The organism is Bradyrhizobium ontarionense (assembly GCF_021088345.1).
Lineage (GTDB): Bacteria > Pseudomonadota > Alphaproteobacteria > Rhizobiales > Xanthobacteraceae > Bradyrhizobium > Bradyrhizobium ontarionense.
Genome location: NZ_CP088156.1, coordinates 3521495 through 3539422, shown reverse-complemented (window position 1 = coordinate 3539422; position 17928 = coordinate 3521495). Strand labels below are relative to the sequence as shown.

The following is a 17928-nucleotide window of genomic DNA, read 5'->3' as shown; positions in this document are numbered from 1 at the left end:
AATGCAGGCGGCAGGTACCACAGGTGGTGCCGATCAACCGGCATTCCCTGCGCGACGGTCTTCACGCTTATACGCAGTCTCCCTGGTGCGCCGGGCTTGTTGGCCACCATGGCGACAATGCGCTTGCACGCATTGCGCTGGACACCAGCATCGGGGTGTCAGGACGCTGCGACTTCGCGTCCGCAAGACGCCGTTCGTCCGCATGCTCGTTCAAGAGCCTGCTGCGACCTCTCGCGGCCATCGCTCCCCGCCTCGCGTGTCGTGACGATCGCGCGCAACGCCCCTTCTGCTTGAGGCGGGATGCGAGGATACAATCATGATTTCCGAAAAAGCGCAATATATTTATTTTATTCAGAAGACGTCGCACTGCCTTCCGGTGTCGTCCCGGGCTTGACCCGGGACCCATACCCCCAGGGAGCGGTTTGAGGCATGCTGGTGATTGGCTTTTTGCCCATCACGTCCGCCGCGGCGTATGGGTCCCGGATCGGCGCCACGATGCGCTGGCGCGCATCGTGGCTTGTCCGGGACGACACCGGTTGTTGTCGCGCAGCCATGGGCAAATCGGCTGCGTTCGTCAACGAGCGCAGTCGATGTTGGCTCCTTCTGGACCTCACCATCGCGGCATCCGGAACGGCAGCATTGCCTGGACGATCGGCATCTGGAAGCGGTCGAGGGACAGGCTCTCGTGCATGATCGCAACGTCCTCGCCGCGCACGCGGGCGGCGAGATGGGAGCGGGCGTAGAATGGGGCGTCCTCCAGGGTGCTGATGACACGCACAGGTGCATCGACGTCCGCGCGGGCGCTGCGGTCGATGCGCCACAGCGTCTTGCGCAAGGGCGCCTCGGCGAGCGGCGCAATGCGTTCGAGCCGCGCGGCGGGATCGACGTGCAGTGCGATCGTCTTGTCGGCGCCGTCCCGTGCTATCGTGTCGTAGGAGATCACGGTGCCGGTGCGCGTCGCCGCGCGCGACCATTGCCAGCTCTGGAAGTCGCGCTCCAGCGGCGCATCGCCATGGTTGATGTCGAAATAGCCGTCGCCGCGCCAGTGCAGATCCGGATGATCGAAATCGACCGACACGCGGCAGCATGGCGCGATCGGCTGCCAGCGGTGGCGTCCCTCCGCATCCAGCGTGAACGCGAACTCGTTCAGCGCTGTCGGCACCACGCGCACCTTGCCGCGCAGCGGCAGCGGCCAGGGCACTGAGACCTCGCTGATCTCGATTGTGAGCTCGCGGCCGGTCCAGGCCAGGCGGCTCGGGCCGATCGCAAGGCTCTCTTCGTCGCGTGTAATGGCGCGCCGGCCGCGCTCGGTCATGGCCCAGCGCTTCGCGCGCTCGCCATACAGCGCGACGTTGAGCGCGCAATGATTTTCAGGATCGGCCGGGCCGCGGCGGCGCGCCCAGGCGTAGTAGGGCGAGAACACGCTGCCGACGAAGGCGATGAGCGTAATGCCGAAGCGGCCGTCGTCGCTCAGCGCGTCGACATACCACCACGCATAACCGTCCGGCGCGACGGCGCGGTCGAAGCGAGGTCCGCGATCGCGCGCGCGGCCGCCATCCGCCCCGACAGCGCCGCCATCGGCACGCCCGGCCCCGGATGCGCGCTGCCCCCCGCTACATAAAGTCCCGGCAGCTTGGTCGGCGCGCCCGGCCGCTGGAACGATGCCATCCAGCCGTGCGAGCTGCGACCGTACAGCGCGCCCCCCGTGCCCGGAAACATCCGGTTGAAATCCGCCGGCGTCGTCACGCGGGTCTTTTCCGGCGTCGTCGCGATGCTGAGGCCGCAGCGCTGCAACAGGTCGAAGGTCTGGCGGGCACATTGGCTGATCTCCGATGAATCGAAGCGGTGATGGTCGCCGGTCGCAGGCGCGTTGATCAGCACGAACAGCGGCTCGTTGCTGCCGGCATCGCGCGGCTGGTCGTCGCGGTCCTGCGCGCAGACATAGACGGTGGGCTCCTGCGGCATCGCCCGGCGGTCGACCAGCTGATCGAACTCGGCGCGGGAGCTGCGCGAGAAGAACACGTTGTGACGGAGCAGCGGAAAGCCGTCGGCGCGCGCCATGCAGCTCCAGGTCATGGCCGAGAGCGAGCGGGCGGAGGCCGGGATCGCGGGCAGCGCCCGCGCGGCGTCGGCGCCGAACAGGCCCTGCGCCAGCGCGGCGACATCGGCCGTCGCGATCACGGCGTCGGCTGCGATCTGCTCGCCATCGGCGAGGCGCACGCCGGTGGCGCGGCCGGATCGCGTGACGATGCCTGAGACTTCGCTGTCGTAGCTAATCGTCACGCCGTGGCGCCGCGCCAGCGCCGCCAGACACGCGGCGAGCTCATGCATGCCGCCATCGATCAGCCAGACGCCGGCCTGCTCGACATGCGCCACCAGCATCAAGGTCGCCGGCGCATGGAACGGCGACGAGCCGCAATAGGTCGCGTAGCGGCCGAACAGCTGCTGCAGACGGGCATCGCGGAAGTAGCCGCCGAGCGCCTTCCATAGCGTCTGGAACGGGCGGATCGCGGTGAGGTCGCGAAAGCCAGCATTGCGCAGCAGGTGCGTCATGCTCGGCGCCGGCGTGCGGATGAACGGATCGCGCAGCACCTCGAAGATGCGGCGGGCATCGCGGCAGAAGGCGCGATAGCCGTCGGCATCGCTGCATCCGGCGAGCCGGCCGATTGCGTCGGCCGATCGCTCCTCGTCGGCGAACAGATCGAGCCGGCTGCGGTCGGTCCAGGCGTGGCGGGCGAGAATGTCAAGCGGCGTCAAAGTGAGATGATCGTCGAGCGCGGTGCCGATCTCGGCGAACAGCTCGTCGAACACCCAGCGCATCGTGAACACGGTCGGCCCGGAGTCGATGCGCGCAGGTCCGATCGCGATCTGGCGCATCTTGCCGCCAGGCGCGGGCGCGCGCTCCAGCACCGTCACCTCGGCGCCGCGCGCGGCGAGGGTGAGCGCAGCGGCTAGGCCAGCGATGCCGGCGCCAACCACGATCACGCGGTGATCGGCCATTCCTCGCACCTCCCGTCCCCTGACCTGACACAGGAAATGTCTAGCATGATTTACACTATGGGTGTAAGTTGTAATTTACATACGCGGTGACCGGGTGGGCATCGCGGCAGGGGAGGCGGACATGGACGTGATGGCCCGGATCGAGAAATCCCTCGTCGCAGCGGTCGGACTGGCCGAACGGCCCGGATGTCCGCCCCGCCTCTCGGCCGCGATGCAGGCCGCCGTCTTTCCCAAGGGCGCGCGGGTTCGTCCGCGTCTCTGTCATGCGGTCGCCAGCGCGTGCGGCGATGACGAGCCTGCGGCGACCGACGCGGCCGGATCTGCGATCGAGTTGCTGCACTGCGCCTCGCTGGTTCATGACGATCTGCCGTGCTTCGACAACGCCGCGCTGCGGCGCGGGCGGCCCTCGGTGCATGCGGCGTTCGGCGAGCCGCTCGCCGTGCTCGCCGGCGATGCGCTGATCGTGCTCGCGTTCCAGACGCTGGCCAAGTCGCGCTGCTCGCCGCTGCGGCTGGCGCAGCTGATCGCGACCATCGGCGATGCCGTCGGCGTGCCGCATGGCATCTCGGCGGGACAAGCCTGGGAATGCGAGCCGCAGATCGACCTGTCGCGCTATCACCGCTCCAAGACCGGGGCGCTGTTTGCGGCCGCGACCGTTTCGGGCGCCGCTGCGGCGGGGCACGAGAACGCGGAGGCGTGGCGCACGCTGGGCGAGACCATCGGCGAGGCCTATCAGGTCGCCGACGACATTCGCGACGCCGCCAGCGATGAGGAAGAGGCGGGCAAGCCGGTCGGGCAGGATGCTGCGCTGGGGCGGCCCAATGCGGTGCTGCTCTATGGGCTCACCGGTGCGGTCAGCTATCTGCACGATCTCGTCGCCGACGGCATCCGCACCATGCCGCCCTGCGCCCACGCGCACGAGCTGCGCATGCTGATGGAGCAGGAAGCCAAGCGCCTGGTGCCGCGCCGCCTGGCGCAGTCGGCGGCGTGACCTTTCGGCCGCGTTGGATGGCACTGCTTTTTCCAGGCGCACCGTGCTTACCTCTCCCCGCTTGCGGGGAGAGGTCGCATTGCATCGAAGATGCAATCCGGGTGAGGGGGGACAGGTCTAACGACGCGCCTCACTGGGTGTGGCTGCCCCTCACCCCGACCCTCTCCCCGCGAGCGAAGCTCGTCGCGCCCCCGCATCCGCCTTCGCTCTTCGAGCTACGGCGGACAAGAGCGGGGCGAGGGGGCGCACTGCCCGCGACGCTCGCTCCCGACTCTCACTTGCAGAGGCGTGGGTCTGCACTGTCGCTCATGCCTGAGCGGATAGATTCGCGATCGGTGGAGAACTGCATCCCGGCATTGGAGCTCTGACGGCCATGCCGAGCGTCGTCCGCTATGACACGTCGGCTGCCACGAGCCTCAGTGATCGCTGGCGCGGGTGGCGTGACTCGCTGCTGGCGAGTGCGGCGTTTCAGCGCTGGGCGGCGGCGTGTCCGTTGACGCGGCCGATCGCGCGCAAGCGTGCCGCGGAGCTGTTCGATCTCTGCGTCGGCTTCGTCTATTCGCAGACCTTGGCAGCCTGCGTGCAGCTCGAACTGTTCGAGGGATTGCGGGCCGGCCCCTGCGATGTCGCGACGCTGGCCTCGCGCGCGGCGATGTCCCCTGACGCGATGGTCAGCCTGTGCGAGGCCGCATCCGCGCTGCAATTGCTGGAGCGCCGCGGCGCGGCGCGCTACGGGCTCGGGCCGCTCGGTGCCGCGCTGCTCGGCAATCCCGGCATCGCCGCTATGGTTCGGCATCACGCCGCGCTCTATGCCGATCTCACCGATCCCGTGGCGCTGCTGCGCGGACAAGACAGCGAGCGCCGGCTTGCGCAGTACTGGCCGTATGCGCTGGACAAGACCGGCGATGCGCTGACGCGCGACAGCGTCGCGCCCTACACGGCGCTGATGGCGGTGTCGCAGCCGATGATCGCGGACGTCGTCCTCGCCGCCTATCCGCTTTCGGGCCATCGCTGCCTGCTCGATGTCGGCGGCGGCGACGGCAGTTTTCTCATGGCTGCTGCCCGGCAGGCGCCGCAGCTGCGGCTGCAGCTGTTCGATCTGCCCGGGGTCGTCGCGATCGCGCAGGAGCGTCTCGCCAAGGCCGGCCTCGCCGATCGCGTCACGATCACGCCGGGCAGCTTCTACGATGACCTGCTCCCCACGGGCGCCGACGTGATCTCGCTGATTCGTGTCGTGCACGATCACGACGACGACGCGGTGGCGCGGTTGCTCGCGAAGGTGCGCGCCGCCTTGCCTGACAATGGCGTGCTGCTGCTCGGCGAGCCGATGCGCGAGGCGGCCGGCGGGGCCGACGGCGTCAGTGCCTATTTCGAGATCTATCTCCGCGCGATGGGGCAGGGACGGCCGCGCAGTGCCGCCCGCTTGCGCGATCTGCTCCATGCGGCGGGTTTTTCGCAGGTGCGAGTGCTCCGCACCCGGATCCCGCTGGTCGCGAGCGTGATTGTCGCGAAAAGCTGACACTTGGAATGTAAATATATATTGACACTTCTTTCAGTCGGACTAACCTGACACCCGTAACTAAGCGGGCGTCGCCGGGGAGTTTGGGCTATGGACGCGATCGCCGTTGTTCTGGGGAGGCCAAGGGAATTGTCGCTGCAGCAGCTGCTGCTGGCGGATGCCCCGGACTGCCTGACCGTCGACATCGAATGGAGCGCGATCAGCACCGGCACCGAGCGGCTGCTGTACGAAGGCCGCATGCCGCAATTTCCGGGCATGGGCTATCCGCTCGTGCCGGGCTACGAGGCGGTCGGCCGGATCGCGCATGCCGCACCTCATTCTGGTTTTCGAAAAGGCGAGCGCGTGTTCGTGCCGGGCGCGGCGCGCTGCTTCGGCGAGGTGAAGAGCCTGTTCGGCGCCGCCGCCTCGCGTCTCAACGTTCCTCCGCAGCGCGTGGTCGCGATCGATGACTCCATCGGCGAGCGCGGCGTGCTGCTGGCGCTGGCGGCGACCGCCTATCATGCGCTTGCGATCGGCGGCGACGGCCGCGCCGAATGCGTGGTCGGCCATGGCGTGCTCGGGCGCCTGTTGGCGCGGCTGATCATGGCGATGGGTGGCGACCCGCCGGTGGTGTGGGAAAGCAATCCGGAGCGCGCGGTTGGCGCGATGGGCTATAGCGTCATCGATCCAGCGCAGGATAGCAAGCGCGACTATCGCCTGATCTTCGATGCCAGCGGCGATGCCGGCCTGCTCGACAGCCTCATTGCTCGCCTGGCGCCCCGGGGCGAGATCATCCTCGCCGGCTTCTACAGCGCGCCGCTCACCTTCTCCTATCCGCCGGCCTTCATGCGCGAGGCGGCGATCCGCGTCGCCGCCGAATGGAAGCACGAGGACCTGCTCGCGGTACGCAACCTCATCGATGCCGGCCGGCTGTCGCTGGACGGGCTGATCACGCATCACGCGGCCGCATCGTCCGCGGAAAGCGCCTACCGGACCGCGTTCGACGATCCGTCATGTCTCAAGATGGTCTTGGACTGGAGAGCTGCAGCATGAATGCCCCGACCAAGATCAGTGAGATGACCGATGCCCTGCGCGCCGAGGCCGCGATCGAGCCGGATGCGCCGGTCACGGCTGCGCCGAAGAAAACCACGCAGATCATCGCGATCTACGGCAAGGGCGGCATCGGCAAGAGTTTCACGCTCGCCAACCTGTCCTACATGATGGCGCAGCAGGGCAAGAAGGTGCTTCTGATCGGCTGCGATCCGAAGAGCGATACCACGTCGCTGCTGTTTGGCGGCCGCGCCTGCCCGACCATTCTGGAGACCTCATCGAAGAAGAAGCTCGCCGGTGAAGAGGTCAAGATCGGCGACGTCTGCTTCAAGCGCGACGGCGTGTTCGCGATGGAGCTCGGCGGTCCCGAAGTCGGCCGCGGCTGCGGCGGACGCGGCATCATCCACGGCTTCGAGCTGATCGAGAAGCTCGGCTTCCACGACTGGGGCTTCGACTACGTGCTGCTCGACTTCCTCGGCGACGTCGTCTGCGGCGGCTTCGGCCTGCCGATCGCGCGCGACATGTGCCAGAAGGTGATCATCGTCGGCTCCAATGACCTGCAGTCGCTGTACGTCGCCAACAATGTCTGCTCGGCGGTGGAGTATTTCCGCAAGCTCGGCGGCAATGTCGGCGTCGCCGGCATCGTCATCAACAAGGACGACGGCACCGGCGAGGCCGCCGCCTTCGCCGACGCCGCCGGCATTCCGGTGCTGGCCTCGATCCCGGCCGACGACGACATCCGCCGCAAGAGCGCGAGCTATCAGATCATCGGCCGGCCCGGCACGCCCTGGGCGCCGTTGTTCGAGCACCTCGCTGCCAACGTCGCCGAGGCGCCGCCGCAGCATCCGCATCCGCTGACCCATGACGGCCTGCTCGGCCTGTTCAAGGCCTCGGAGGTCGGCCGCGACGTCGTGCTCGAAAAGGCGACGCTCGAGGACATGTGCGGCAGCACGGTGGTGACCAGGCCGTCGCTCGAAGTGATCTACGACAATGTGTGATGGGATCGGCTGACGAGCGGAATGTAATGCAATGAGCGATCCTGTGATCCATCAGGCGATGAGCGCGCAGAGCGGCGCAGAGGCAGGCCTTCTGCCGGCGCAGCCCGAGGCGCTCGGCTGCCACGCCGGCAAGGCCGAGCTCAAGAAGGCGGCCGATGCCGCGGGCAAGAGCGAGGTGCTGGCGCGCTATGCCGCCGATTATCCGGCAGGGCCGCACGACCAGCCGCAGAGCATGTGTCCGGCGTTCGGCTCGCTGCGTGTCGGCCTGCGCATGCGCCGCACCGCGACCGTGCTGTCGGGCTCGGCCTGCTGCGTCTATGGCCTCACCTTCACCTCGCACTTCTACGGCGCGCGGCGCAGTGTCGGCTATGTCCCGTTCAATTCGGAGACGCTGGTCACCGGAAAACTGTTCGAGGACATCCGCGAGGCGGTGTTCAAGCTCGCCGATCCCGCCAACTACGACTGCGTCGTCATCATCAATCTCTGCGTCCCCACCGCCTCGGGCGTGCCGCTGCAGATCCTGCCGAAGGAGATCAACGGCGTCCGAATCATCGGCATCGACGTGCCGGGTTTTGGCGTGCCGACCCATGCCGAGGCCAAGGACGTGCTCGCCGGCGCCATGCTCAACTACGCGCGCCGTGAAGCCGAGCAGGGGCCGGTGCAGGCGCCGCGCGCGCCGCGCAGCGACAAGCCGACCATCACTCTGTTAGGTGAGATGTTTCCCGCCGATCCCGTCGGCATCGGCATGATGCTGGCGCCGCTCGGCCTCGCCGCCGGTCCCACCGTGCCGACGCGGGAATGGCGCGAGCTCTATGGCGCGCTCGATTGCGCGGCAGTGGCTGCAATCCATCCGTTCTACACGGCTTCGATCCGCGAGTTCGAGGCGGCCGGGCGGCCGATCATCGGCTCGGCGCCGGTCGGCTGCGACGGCACGGCGGATTGGCTGGAGGCTGTAGGCAAAACTTGCGGCGTCGGCCGCGCGCAGATCGATGCGGCCAAGAACGCGGTGCTGCCGGCGATCCGCGCGGCGCTCGCGGCGAGCCCTATCAGTGGCCGCATCACGCTGTCGGGCTATGAGGGATCGGAGCTGCTGGTCGGGCGTCTGCTGGTCGAGAGCGGCGCTGATCTGCGCTATGTCGGCACGGCGTGCCCGCGCACGCGCTGGTCGGAGGCCGACTGCGCCTGGCTCGAGAGCCACGGCGTGCGCGTGCAGTATCGCGCTTCACTGGAGCAGGATCTCGCGGCGATGGAGGAATTCGCTCCGGATCTCGCCATCGGCACCACGCCGGTGGTGCAGAAGGCCAAGGCGTGCGCGATCCCGTCGCTCTACTTCACCAATCTGATCTCGGCGCGGCCGCTGTTCGGCGTGTCCGGCGCCGGCTCGCTGGCTCAGGTCGTCAATGCGGCGATATCAGGCAAGGCGCGCTTCGACGAGATGCGCGACTTCTTCGAAGGTGTCGGTGAGGGCGACAATGCCGGCGTCTGGCAGGGCACGCCGGTCGAACGTCCCGAGTTCCGCGACAAGTTCCGCAAGGCGGTCGCGGCGCAGGCCAAGAAGCGCAAGTCCGAGGAGATGGTGTGATGCTGATCCTCGACCACGATCGCGCCGGCGGCTATTGGGGGGCGGTCTACGCGTTCACCGCGATCAAGGGCCTGCAGGTCATCATCGACGGCCCGGTCGGCTGCGAGAACCTGCCGGTCACCTCGGTGCTGCACTATACCGACGGTTTGCCGCCGCATGAACTGCCGATCGTCGTCACGGGCCTCGGCGAGGACGAGCTCGGCCAGAAGGGCACCGAGCAGGCGATGAAGCGCGCGCGCCGCGCGCTCGATCCCGACCTGCCGGCGGTCGTCGTCACCGGCTCGATCGCCGAGATGATCGGCGGCGGCGTGACGCCCGAAGGCTCCAACATCAAGCGCTTCCTGCCGCGTACCATCGACGAGGACCAGTGGCAGAGCGCCAACCGCGCCTTGAGCTGGCTGTGGAGCGAATACGGCCTGCGCAAGATCCCCGAGCGCAAGCCGCGCAAGGACGGTGAGAAGCCCAGGGTCAACATCATCGGGCCGATCTACGGCACCTTCAACATGCCCTCGGATGTCGCCGAGATCCGCCGTCTGGTCGAAGGCATCGGCGCCGAGATCAACATGGTGTTTCCGCTCGGCAGCCATCTGGCCGATGTCGGAAAGCTGGTCGACGCCGACGTCAACGTCTGCATGTACCGCGAGTTCGGCCGGCTGCTGTGCGAGACGCTTGAGCGGCCCTATCTGCAGGCGCCGATCGGGCTGCACTCGACGACCAAATTCCTGCGCACGCTGGGCGAGATGCTCGGGCTCGATCCCGAGCCGTTCATCGTCCGTGAGAAGCACACCACGATCAAGCCGCTGTGGGATCTGTGGCGCTCGGTGACCCAGGATTTCTTCGGCACCGCTAGCTTCGGCATCGTCGCATCCGAGACCTACGCGCGGGGCCTGCGCAATTTCCTGGAGACCGAGCTCGGGCTGCCCTGCAGCTTCGCGATCTCGCGCTGCGCCGGCGCCAAGACCGACAATGATGCCATCCGCAAGGCCATCCACGAGCGGCCGCCGCTGGTGCTGTTCGGCAGCTATAACGAGCGCATGTATGCGGCGGAAGCCGGCAACCGCGCGATCTACATCCCGGCTTCGTTCCCGGGCACCGTGATCCGCCGCCACACCGGCACGCCCTTCATGGGTTATGCGGGCGCGACCTATGTGGTGCAGGAGGTCTGCAACGCGCTGTTCGATGCGTTGTTCAACATCCTGCCGCTGGCCACCCAACTGGATCAGATCGCAGCGACGCCGCCGCGGCTCGACCGCGAGTTGCCATGGGATGACGGGGCCAAGCTCGCGCTGGATCAGATCATCGAGACGCAGCCCGTGCTGGTGCGGATTTCCGCGGCCAAGCGGCTGCGCGACGCAGCCGAGCGCGGCGCGCGCCAGGCCGGACTAGACAAGGTGACGGAAGACGTTCTCGCGCGCGTGCGGCTGCAGCTCGCAACGGGGCAGGCCGCATGACCGCGATGGGGATGAGCGAAGGGAGAGGGACGATGTCGTTGTACGTACGCATGGATCGTGACCTCGCGCCGAGATCGCGCGAGCGGATCGACTATCTCCTGGTCTACGCGGTGTGCTTTGCCGTGCTGATGGTCGAGGGCGTGCTGCGCCGGATCGGCTCCATCATCACAGGCCACCGGCCTGCGCCGCTCGGCGCGATCTTTGGTGAAGCGAGGCTCAAGGCCGCGAACTGCGCGACCTCGTCCTTCATGGGACTGTGAGTTTTGAGGCTCTGAGTTCGGCCTCGCGACGATTGCAAGGAATTCGTGCGGCTCGCCGCATGAATGTCATCCCGGCGACGGGATGACGCTTCGACGCCGCTCGCGACAGTGAGCGGCATCCGGCCGAAAGGCCAACACCAGGAGGTACCACCATGGTGGACGTACCAAACAAGGGAGGCTCTCTGTCGGGGCTGACCGAAGCGGAGGCGAGGGAATTCCATAGCATCTTCATGACGAGCTTTGTGGTCTTCACGGCGGTTGCGATCGTCGCCCACATTCTCGCATGGATGTGGCGGCCTTGGCTGCCCGGGCCGGCTGGCTACAAGGCGGCGATGGATGGGGCGACCCACTACGCCAATATCGTGCTCTCCTACCTGACCTGACCGAAAGGAGAAAACTATGTGGCGCTTGTGGTTGTTGTTCGATCCCCGCAGGGTTCTTGTAGCTCTCGGCGTTTTCCTGTTCGGGCTGGCATTGGTGATTCACTTCATCCTGCTCAGCACGAACCGGTTCAACTGGCTGGAGGGACCGCGTGCTGCGAAGACGTCGTCGATCTCCGAGCCGGCGACTCCGCTGAAGCTCACTTAAGGCTACGGCAAGACCAATGGGAAGCGGACGAACGCTCGGCGGCAGACCTTGCTCGCCCGCTTCCCACTCTACACCGCTCACGACATTCAAGACCGTACGACACGGCACGTAGCATATCGAGCGACGGGCAGCGGAGGCAGACCGATGGCAATGCTCAGCTTTGAACGAAAATACCGCGTCCGCGGCGGAACGCTGATCGGCGGTGATCTCTTCGATTTCTGGATCGGGCCGTTCTACGTCGGCTTCTTCGGCGTGACGACCATCTTCTTCACCTTCGTCGGTGTGGCGCTGATCCTCTACGCGGCGGCGCTCGGGCCGACCTGGAATCTCTGGCAGATCAGCATCAATCCGCCGGACGCCAAATATGGTCTCTCCTTCGCGCCGCTGACCGAGGGCGGCTTCTGGCAGCTCATCACGGTGTGCGCGCTCGGAGCATTCGTCTCGTGGGCGCTGCGCGAGGTCGAGATCTGCCGCAAGCTCGCGATCGGTTATCACGTGCCGTTCGCGTTCGCCTTTGCGATCTTCGCCTATTTCACGCTGGAGGTGATCCGTCCGGTGCTGATGGGCTCGTGGAGCTACGCCTTCCCCTACGGCATCATCACACATCTCGATTGGGTGTCGAACACCGGCTATCAGTTCGGCAACTTTCACTACAATCCCGCGCACATGATCGCGATCACGTTCTTCTTCACGACGTGCCTCGCGCTCGCGCTGCACGGCTCGCTGATCCTGTCGGCCAGTAATCCGGGGCGGGGCGAGGAGATGAAATCGCCGGAGCACGAGAACACGATGTTCCGAGACCTCATCGGCTACTCCATCGGCACCCTCGGCATCCACCGGCTCGGCCTGTTCCTGGCGCTGGCCGCCGTGTTCTTCAGCGCCGTCTGCATCGTCATCTCCGGTCCCGCCTGGCTGCTGCCGGAAGGCAATGCCTGGTCGGATTGGTGGGAGTGGTGGCGCAGGGTCCCGATCTGGTCGCCGCAATGAGCTCAAGGAGAGGTCGACATGGCCCAATACCAGAACATCTTCACGCAGATCCAAGTTCGTAGTGCGATCTATCCGGGCATCCCGATCGAGCCCGGCGTCTGGGAGCGGCTCGGCAAGGGCAGCTTCAACTACTGGCTCGGCAAGGTCGGTGACGCCCAGGTCGGCCCGGTCTATCTCGGCTTCCTCGGGCTTGCTTCGCTGATGTCAGGTTTCGTTGCGATCGAGATCATCGGTCTCAACATGCTGGCGTCAGTGAACTGGAGCCCGCTGGAGTTCATCCGGCAATTCCCGTGGCTGTCGCTGCAGCCGCCGGCGCCGGAATACGGCCTGCAGATCTTCCCGCCGCTGCAGGAGGGCGGCTGGTGGCTGATGGCGGGCTTCTTCCTGACGTCGTCGATCCTGCTGTGGTGGGCGCGCACCTATCGCCGCGCGCGGGCGCTGGGCCTCGGCACGCATGTGTCATGGGCGTTCGCCGCGGCGATCTGGCTCTATCTGGTGCTCGGCTTCATCCGGCCGATCTTCATGGGCAGCTGGAGCGAGGCGGTGCCGTTCGGCATCTTCCCGCATCTCGACTGGACCAACAACTTCTCCATCACCCACGGCAATCTGTTCTATAACCCGTTCCACATGCTCTCGATTGCCTTCCTGTACGGATCGGCGCTGTTGTTCGCAATGCATGGCGCGACGGTGCTCGCCATCAGCCGCTATGGCGGCGAGCGCGAGCTCGAGCAGATCGTCGATCGCGGCACGGCCTTCGAACGCGGTGCATTGTTCTGGCGCTGGACGATGGGCTTCAATGCGACCGCCGAATCGATCCATCGGTGGGCGTGGTGGTTCGCCGTGCTTTGTCCCTTGACCGGTGGCATCGGTATCCTACTGTCGGGCACCGTCGTCGACAATTGGTTCGACTGGGGCGTGAAACATGGGCTGGCGCCGCTGCGCTAGGTCTTTCAGGTCGAGACATGTTGGACAGAGTTGAATCTGATCATATCGAGATGGCCGGGCGCAGCACGCGTCCGGCCAGTCTCTTGGACGCCATGCGGGAGCGCACCAGGACGCTGCACGTGACCGCGGAGCGGACCGGCATCGTCGCCGAGCTGCTGCGCGGCCGCGGGACGCGGCGAGCCTATGCGCTGCTGTTGCGCAATCTGCTCCCGGTCTACGAAGCGCTTGAGTCCGAGCTGCTTCGTCATGAAGGAACGCGGGCGGTGGGTCTCATCGTGCGGCCGGAGCTGCACCGCAGTGCTGCGATCAGAGCTGATCTGGCGCAGCTCGATGTGGCCGGTCTGCCTGTGCTGCCAGAAGCCATCGCCTATGTCAGCGCGATCCAGGAGGCCGGCGCCGGAGCGGGGCACCCTCTGCTGGCCCACGCCTATACGCGCTATCTGGGCGACCTCAGCGGCGGCCAGATCATCAAGAAAATTCTCGCGCGCTCGCTCGATCTGCGTCCCGAGAGCCTGTCGTTCTACGAGTTTCCTGATATCGCCGATCTTCAGCGCTTCAAGAATGATTATCGTAATGCGTTGGAGCAGGCGGGCGCGGCGATGGTCGAGCATGGCGCGGTCGTCGAGGAGGCCGCCCTCGCGTTCATGCTGAACATCGCGCTGTCTGAAGCGTTGCAGGCGGCCGCCGGCTTCGGGGCCTGAAATTTAGGTGCCATGTTCTCTCCACGCGTCATTCCGGGGCGCGCGGAGATCAAGGCCGACGCATGTCGGCCTCGAGTCGTGGCGCGAGCCGGGAATCCATAACCACAGTCGGTCATGAGGACGCGAGATGCGCGTGGCGCCTTGTCTTCGACGCACGACGTCTCGTGGCTATTGATTCCGGGCTCATTCGCGCTGCTCCAAAACGGCTTCGCCGTTTTGCGCGCGAATGCCCCGGAATGACCGCGTGGAGACAGCGCGAACAGCCCGCATGACAGGGTTGTCCGATGAAGCGTGAGGGGCGCATAGGCGAAACGCGGCGCGTCACTCCTCGCTCTGCGAGCGATACCACACCAGGTGTTCGATGATCTCCAGCGTGCGCGCCGTCGAATTGCGGATGCTTTCCAGCATCTCGGGCATGCTGCTGGCCTGCGCGCCGTGCGTCACCTCGAGCGCGGCGAGTTGCGCGTTCTCCATGGTCGAGGCCGCCAACTCCTTGTAGATCAGGCTCGCGCTCTGATCGAGCCGCAGGCTCGGGCGCCGTGCGCTGTCGATCTCCTCCTGGAAGCGCGCCCGCGCGGCTTCGGCGGTCTTGCGCTCGGTCAGGTCGGAGAAGATCAGCACGAAGCCGAGCACGCGGTCGTGCGGCGCGATCACGGGATCGGCGCGCACCATCAGCGGCCGCGGCGGCGAGGCGCCGCCGGTGAGTGTCAGCTCGCCTCGCCAGCTGCGCTTGTTGCGCATGAGGTCGTCGAGATTGGTACGGAATTCCGCCGGTGCCGCGAAGTAGCTGCCGAGATCGCGCAGATGCGGAATGTGCGGATGCGTCGTACGCAGCTGCTGCTCGAACGCCTCGTTCAGGAGCAGGATGCGACCCTCGACGTCGGCGATGATGACCGGCTGCTCCGAGCGCAGCACCTGGCCGCTGATCGTGGCGAGCTGATCCTGCGCAATCACCATGCGCACCGAGCGAAGCTGGAGCGCGACGTCGGCGACGGTCTCGCTGATCAGCCTGGCCGAGGCCAGCTCCGCCACGGACCATGGCTCGGACTTGCCTTCGACCAGCTGGTGCCATTGCGCAAAGGAGCGTCGCGGTGACAGATCGGAGGGGTCGTCTCCGATGATGACCGCCTTGAGCGGATCGCCACCCCAGGTCACCGTTCTGATCTGCTCCGGCCGGAACCACAGCAGGTACTCGCCATCGCTCGCCGACAGCGGCGCCGCAATCAGTCCGCTCGCGCTTGCGCGGAGGTCCATGAAGCCGGGCTCATCGAGCGTCAGCGAACTGGTCGCGGTCAGCCCCTGCGGAGAAGCGCCTGCGGCCGTCCGGCTACGGTCGAGCCAGCCTGCGAGATCGCGGATGCGCTGCGTCGACGGGACGTCGCCTGCGGTGGTGACCTGGCCCTCGAACAGCAGCGCCGCCCCGCTCGCGCCGAGCGGCTGCAGCAGTGATTGCGACCCGTCGAACAGCGCGGCCTGCCAGTCGCCGTCGCGCGACACGGCCTCGACCAACCGCTGCTCCAGCCGGCGGACGACCAGCTCCGAATGGCTCTGCGCGAAGCTCTCCAGCGCGGCGATCCGGATCGCGCAGGTTTCGGCCAGCGCCTCGCAGGCGGCGCGGATGTCGAACGGCACGAAGCGCGGCTCGTAATGGTGGCAGGCGATCAGCCCCCACAGCCTGCCGCTGACCATCAGCGAGCACACCAGCGTCGCGCCGACGCCCATGTTCTGCAGATATTTCTGGTGGATCGGCGACATGCTGCGCAGGCAGCTCAAGGACATGTCGAGGTCGCGGCCGTTGAACGGCGAGATGCGCGGCTGCAGCGGCACCGGCGTGTAGTTGACGTCGACCAGCAGGCGCACGCGGTTGCGCTCGTAGAGCCGGCGCGCGATCTGCGGAATGTCGGAGGCTGGATAGCGGTTGCCGAGAAAGGCTTCGAGCTCCGGGCGCCGCCGTTCCGAGAGCACCTCGCCGTGGCCCTCTTCGTCGAAGCGATAGACCATGACGCGGTCGTAGCCGGTGATCTCCTTGAAGATCGTCGCCGTCTCGTCGCACAGGCCGAGCAGTGAGGAGGACGAGGTGATGCGGTGGAAGGCGCCGTCCAGGGCCGGCGCAATGTTGGTCGTCGTCGTTGCCGGCTCCAGCTCGACGATCAATCCGCCGTTCGAGGGGCGATGGATCGTGCAGTCGACGCGCCGCGCCGGCGATCCGACCGTGCATCGCAGTGTCATCGGCGCCAAATGCAGCGGACCGTTGAGATGGGGCAGGATCTGGAGCGCCAGGTCGCCGCCGAGATCGCGCAGCGGCCGTCCGACCACGGCGCCGGTGTCGAGGAAGGCGCCGGCGTTGGTGCTGGCTTGGATGATCGTGTTGTCGGGCTCCCTGACAGCCAGCAGGATGCCGTGCGGCTGAATCGAGCCCGCGAGATGAATCTGTTCGCGCTCGCAATCCGCAAGAGTAGCGTGGCCAAACGCCGGCGTTGTCAGCGAAACTGGCAACTAGCTCCCCTTTTCGGTTTCCTCGTCGTCGCTTTCTTCTGGTTGACTGAGATTATACCGATCGAGCTTGGCGTAAAGGCTCTGGCGGCTGAGACCGAGAATTTCGGCAGCCGATGTCCGGTTCCCGTTGGCGAGCTCGAGTGCGGCGCGGACGTAATGCTGTTCGACGACTTCGACCGTGCTCTTCACCAGCTTGCGCAGCGGCGTCTTGCCGACCGATTCGTTCAAGGCGGCGAGCGCAACCCGCAGATTGTCGTGCTCCCCATTCGGCGACAACCTTCTGGCGATGTTGCGCAGGACGAGGCCGATCCGGCGATGGCTGTCCAGACCATAGGCTGCAGCCGAAATCTCGACCTCCGTCTCGGTGCCGAGCTCGCCCTGGATGGTGGTCGACAACAGCCGAACGGCGCCGTGGCGCTCGACGTTGGAGATCAGGACCGAAAGGTCGGCGCCGGGGCGCGTCAACCAGCGGCTCAGCTTCTCGCCGATCAATGCCTCTTTCGATCCGATTTCGACCAGTTCCAGGAACGCGCGATTCGCGCGCTTGATCGCGCCTGTGACGTCGATGCTGATGACGGCATCGGGCAGATTGTCGATCAGCGCTTCGGGATCGTCAGGCACGGGGCCGGGCTGCACCGCCTTGCCGATCGGCGCCATCTGCAGCAGGAACATCGGCGCGGTCTCGCTGGTCATCAGCGATCCCCTGAGCATCCAGGGGGCGGCCTCTTCGCCGAGATGGACCACGATGCCGGGCGCCTTGCCCTGGTCGCGGACGCGCCTCAGCATCAGTTCCACCAGTTCGCGGTCCTTGGGCGGAATCTCCTGCAGGAACTCGCGGCCGACCAGATTGTCTCGGCGGCGGCCGGATGCCCCCAGCGCCGAGGTCGCGGTCCGGTTGGCTTCGATGATCCGCAGATCCGAGACCTTCGTCAGCAGCACGGCCTCGTTGGAATCCTCGATCACCAGCCGGTAGCGCGTCTCGATCTCGCGCAGCTTCCAATAGTCGCGCTCGATGGTCTGTTGGGCCGAGATCAGCCGCGCCTGCAGCTCGGCCACGGCCTGCAGGTTCTTGCCGATCGCGAGCATGCCGGCGCGACCGCCGAGCAGCACCGTCGTGAACTCCATCGGCAGTTCGAGGCCGCTGGGGAAGCGCTGCGTGATCTGGCGGAACGCGGAAATGCCGGTCCGCTTGGTGTCCTGCATGATGCGTTCGATCTTCTCGCTCGCATCGTCGACGATCTCCGACCAGGGACGGCCAAGCCACGCGTCGACATTTTCGGACGCCATGTTGGGTGACAGCGTTGCCTCCCGGATCACGCCGTCCATGTCGAGCAGCAATGTCACGTCGGCTCGTGGACCGTGAAACTCGGCCATGGTCTTT

General features: G+C 66.6%; 16 protein-coding genes. 12 read left to right on the top strand and 4 right to left on the bottom strand.

What is annotated here, in order from left to right:
• Window positions 1-610: 610 nt before the first annotated feature.
• Window positions 611-1423, bottom strand: coding sequence for a hydratase (locus tag LQG66_RS15995; RefSeq protein ID WP_231327162.1), 813 nt, complete (start codon window positions 1421-1423; stop codon window positions 611-613).
• Window positions 1424-1470: 47 nt separating this feature from the next.
• Window positions 1471-3000: a 1-hydroxycarotenoid 3,4-desaturase CrtD gene (gene crtD / locus LQG66_RS15990; RefSeq protein ID WP_231327161.1), complete on the bottom strand. Its 1530-nt coding sequence runs from the start codon at window positions 2998-3000 to the stop codon at window positions 1471-1473.
• Window positions 3001-3121: 121 nt separating this feature from the next.
• Here crtD and LQG66_RS15985 point away from each other — a divergent pair, with 121 nt between their 5' ends.
• The 12 genes from LQG66_RS15985 to LQG66_RS15930 all read left to right on the top strand — a co-directional run bounded on the left by LQG66_RS15985 (window position 3122) and on the right by LQG66_RS15930 (window position 14051).
• Window positions 3122-3991, top strand: coding sequence for a polyprenyl synthetase family protein (locus tag LQG66_RS15985; RefSeq protein ID WP_231327160.1), 870 nt, complete (start codon window positions 3122-3124; stop codon window positions 3989-3991).
• Window positions 3992-4364: 373 nt separating this feature from the next.
• Window positions 4365-5510, top strand: coding sequence for an acetylserotonin O-methyltransferase (locus tag LQG66_RS15980; RefSeq protein ID WP_231327159.1), 1146 nt, complete (start codon window positions 4365-4367; stop codon window positions 5508-5510).
• 90 nt (window positions 5511-5600) lie between these two features.
• The gene (bchC, locus tag LQG66_RS15975) at window positions 5601-6542 is read left to right on the top strand and encodes a chlorophyll synthesis pathway protein BchC (protein WP_231327158.1); all 942 of its coding nucleotides are present in this window, start codon (window positions 5601-5603) and stop codon (window positions 6540-6542) included.
• Window positions 6539-7537 (top strand): chlorophyllide a reductase iron protein subunit X, encoded by a 999-nt coding sequence (locus tag LQG66_RS15970; protein WP_231327157.1) that lies wholly within the window; start codon window positions 6539-6541, stop codon window positions 7535-7537. The genes bchC and LQG66_RS15970 overlap by 4 nt, the downstream gene beginning before the upstream one ends.
• 31 nt (window positions 7538-7568) lie before the next feature.
• A complete protein-coding gene (gene bchY / locus LQG66_RS15965) occupies window positions 7569-9119 on the top strand; it encodes a chlorophyllide a reductase subunit Y (protein WP_231327156.1) in 1551 nt (516 codons plus the stop codon).
• On the top strand, window positions 9119-10570 hold the full coding sequence (gene bchZ, locus LQG66_RS15960) for a chlorophyllide a reductase subunit Z (RefSeq protein ID WP_231327155.1): 1452 nt from the start codon (window positions 9119-9121) through the stop codon (window positions 10568-10570). Before bchY ends, bchZ begins: the two co-directional genes overlap by 1 nt.
• 32 nt (window positions 10571-10602) lie before the next feature.
• The gene (locus tag LQG66_RS15955) at window positions 10603-10830 is read left to right on the top strand and encodes a hypothetical protein (protein ID WP_231327154.1); all 228 of its coding nucleotides are present in this window, start codon (window positions 10603-10605) and stop codon (window positions 10828-10830) included.
• Between the two features lie 152 nt (window positions 10831-10982).
• On the top strand, window positions 10983-11213 hold the full coding sequence (gene pufB / locus LQG66_RS15950) for a light-harvesting antenna LH1, beta subunit (protein WP_231327153.1): 231 nt from the start codon (window positions 10983-10985) through the stop codon (window positions 11211-11213).
• Window positions 11214-11229: 16 nt separating this feature from the next.
• Complete coding sequence (gene pufA / locus LQG66_RS15945; protein WP_231327152.1) at window positions 11230-11418, top strand: light-harvesting antenna LH1, alpha subunit; 189 nt, start codon at window positions 11230-11232, stop codon at window positions 11416-11418.
• Window positions 11419-11562: 144 nt separating this feature from the next.
• Entirely contained in the window at window positions 11563-12405 is an 843-nt protein-coding gene (gene pufL, locus LQG66_RS15940) for a photosynthetic reaction center subunit L (RefSeq protein WP_231327151.1), read from the top strand.
• 18 nt (window positions 12406-12423) lie between these two features.
• The gene (pufM, locus tag LQG66_RS15935; RefSeq protein WP_231327150.1) at window positions 12424-13350 is read left to right on the top strand and encodes a photosynthetic reaction center subunit M; all 927 of its coding nucleotides are present in this window, start codon (window positions 12424-12426) and stop codon (window positions 13348-13350) included.
• 17 nt (window positions 13351-13367) lie between these two features.
• Window positions 13368-14051: a biliverdin-producing heme oxygenase gene (locus LQG66_RS15930; protein WP_231327149.1), complete on the top strand. Its 684-nt coding sequence runs from the start codon at window positions 13368-13370 to the stop codon at window positions 14049-14051.
• Window positions 14052-14372: 321 nt separating this feature from the next.
• On the opposite strand, the gene LQG66_RS15925 is transcribed toward LQG66_RS15930, so the two are convergent.
• Both LQG66_RS15925 and ppsR read right to left on the bottom strand, forming a co-directional pair.
• A complete protein-coding gene (locus LQG66_RS15925) occupies window positions 14373-16547 on the bottom strand; it encodes a GAF domain-containing protein (protein WP_231327148.1) in 2175 nt (724 codons plus the stop codon).
• The gene (gene ppsR, locus LQG66_RS15920; RefSeq protein WP_231327147.1) at window positions 16548-17921 is read right to left on the bottom strand and encodes a transcriptional regulator PpsR; all 1374 of its coding nucleotides are present in this window, start codon (window positions 17919-17921) and stop codon (window positions 16548-16550) included.
• Window positions 17922-17928 lie beyond the last annotated feature (7 nt).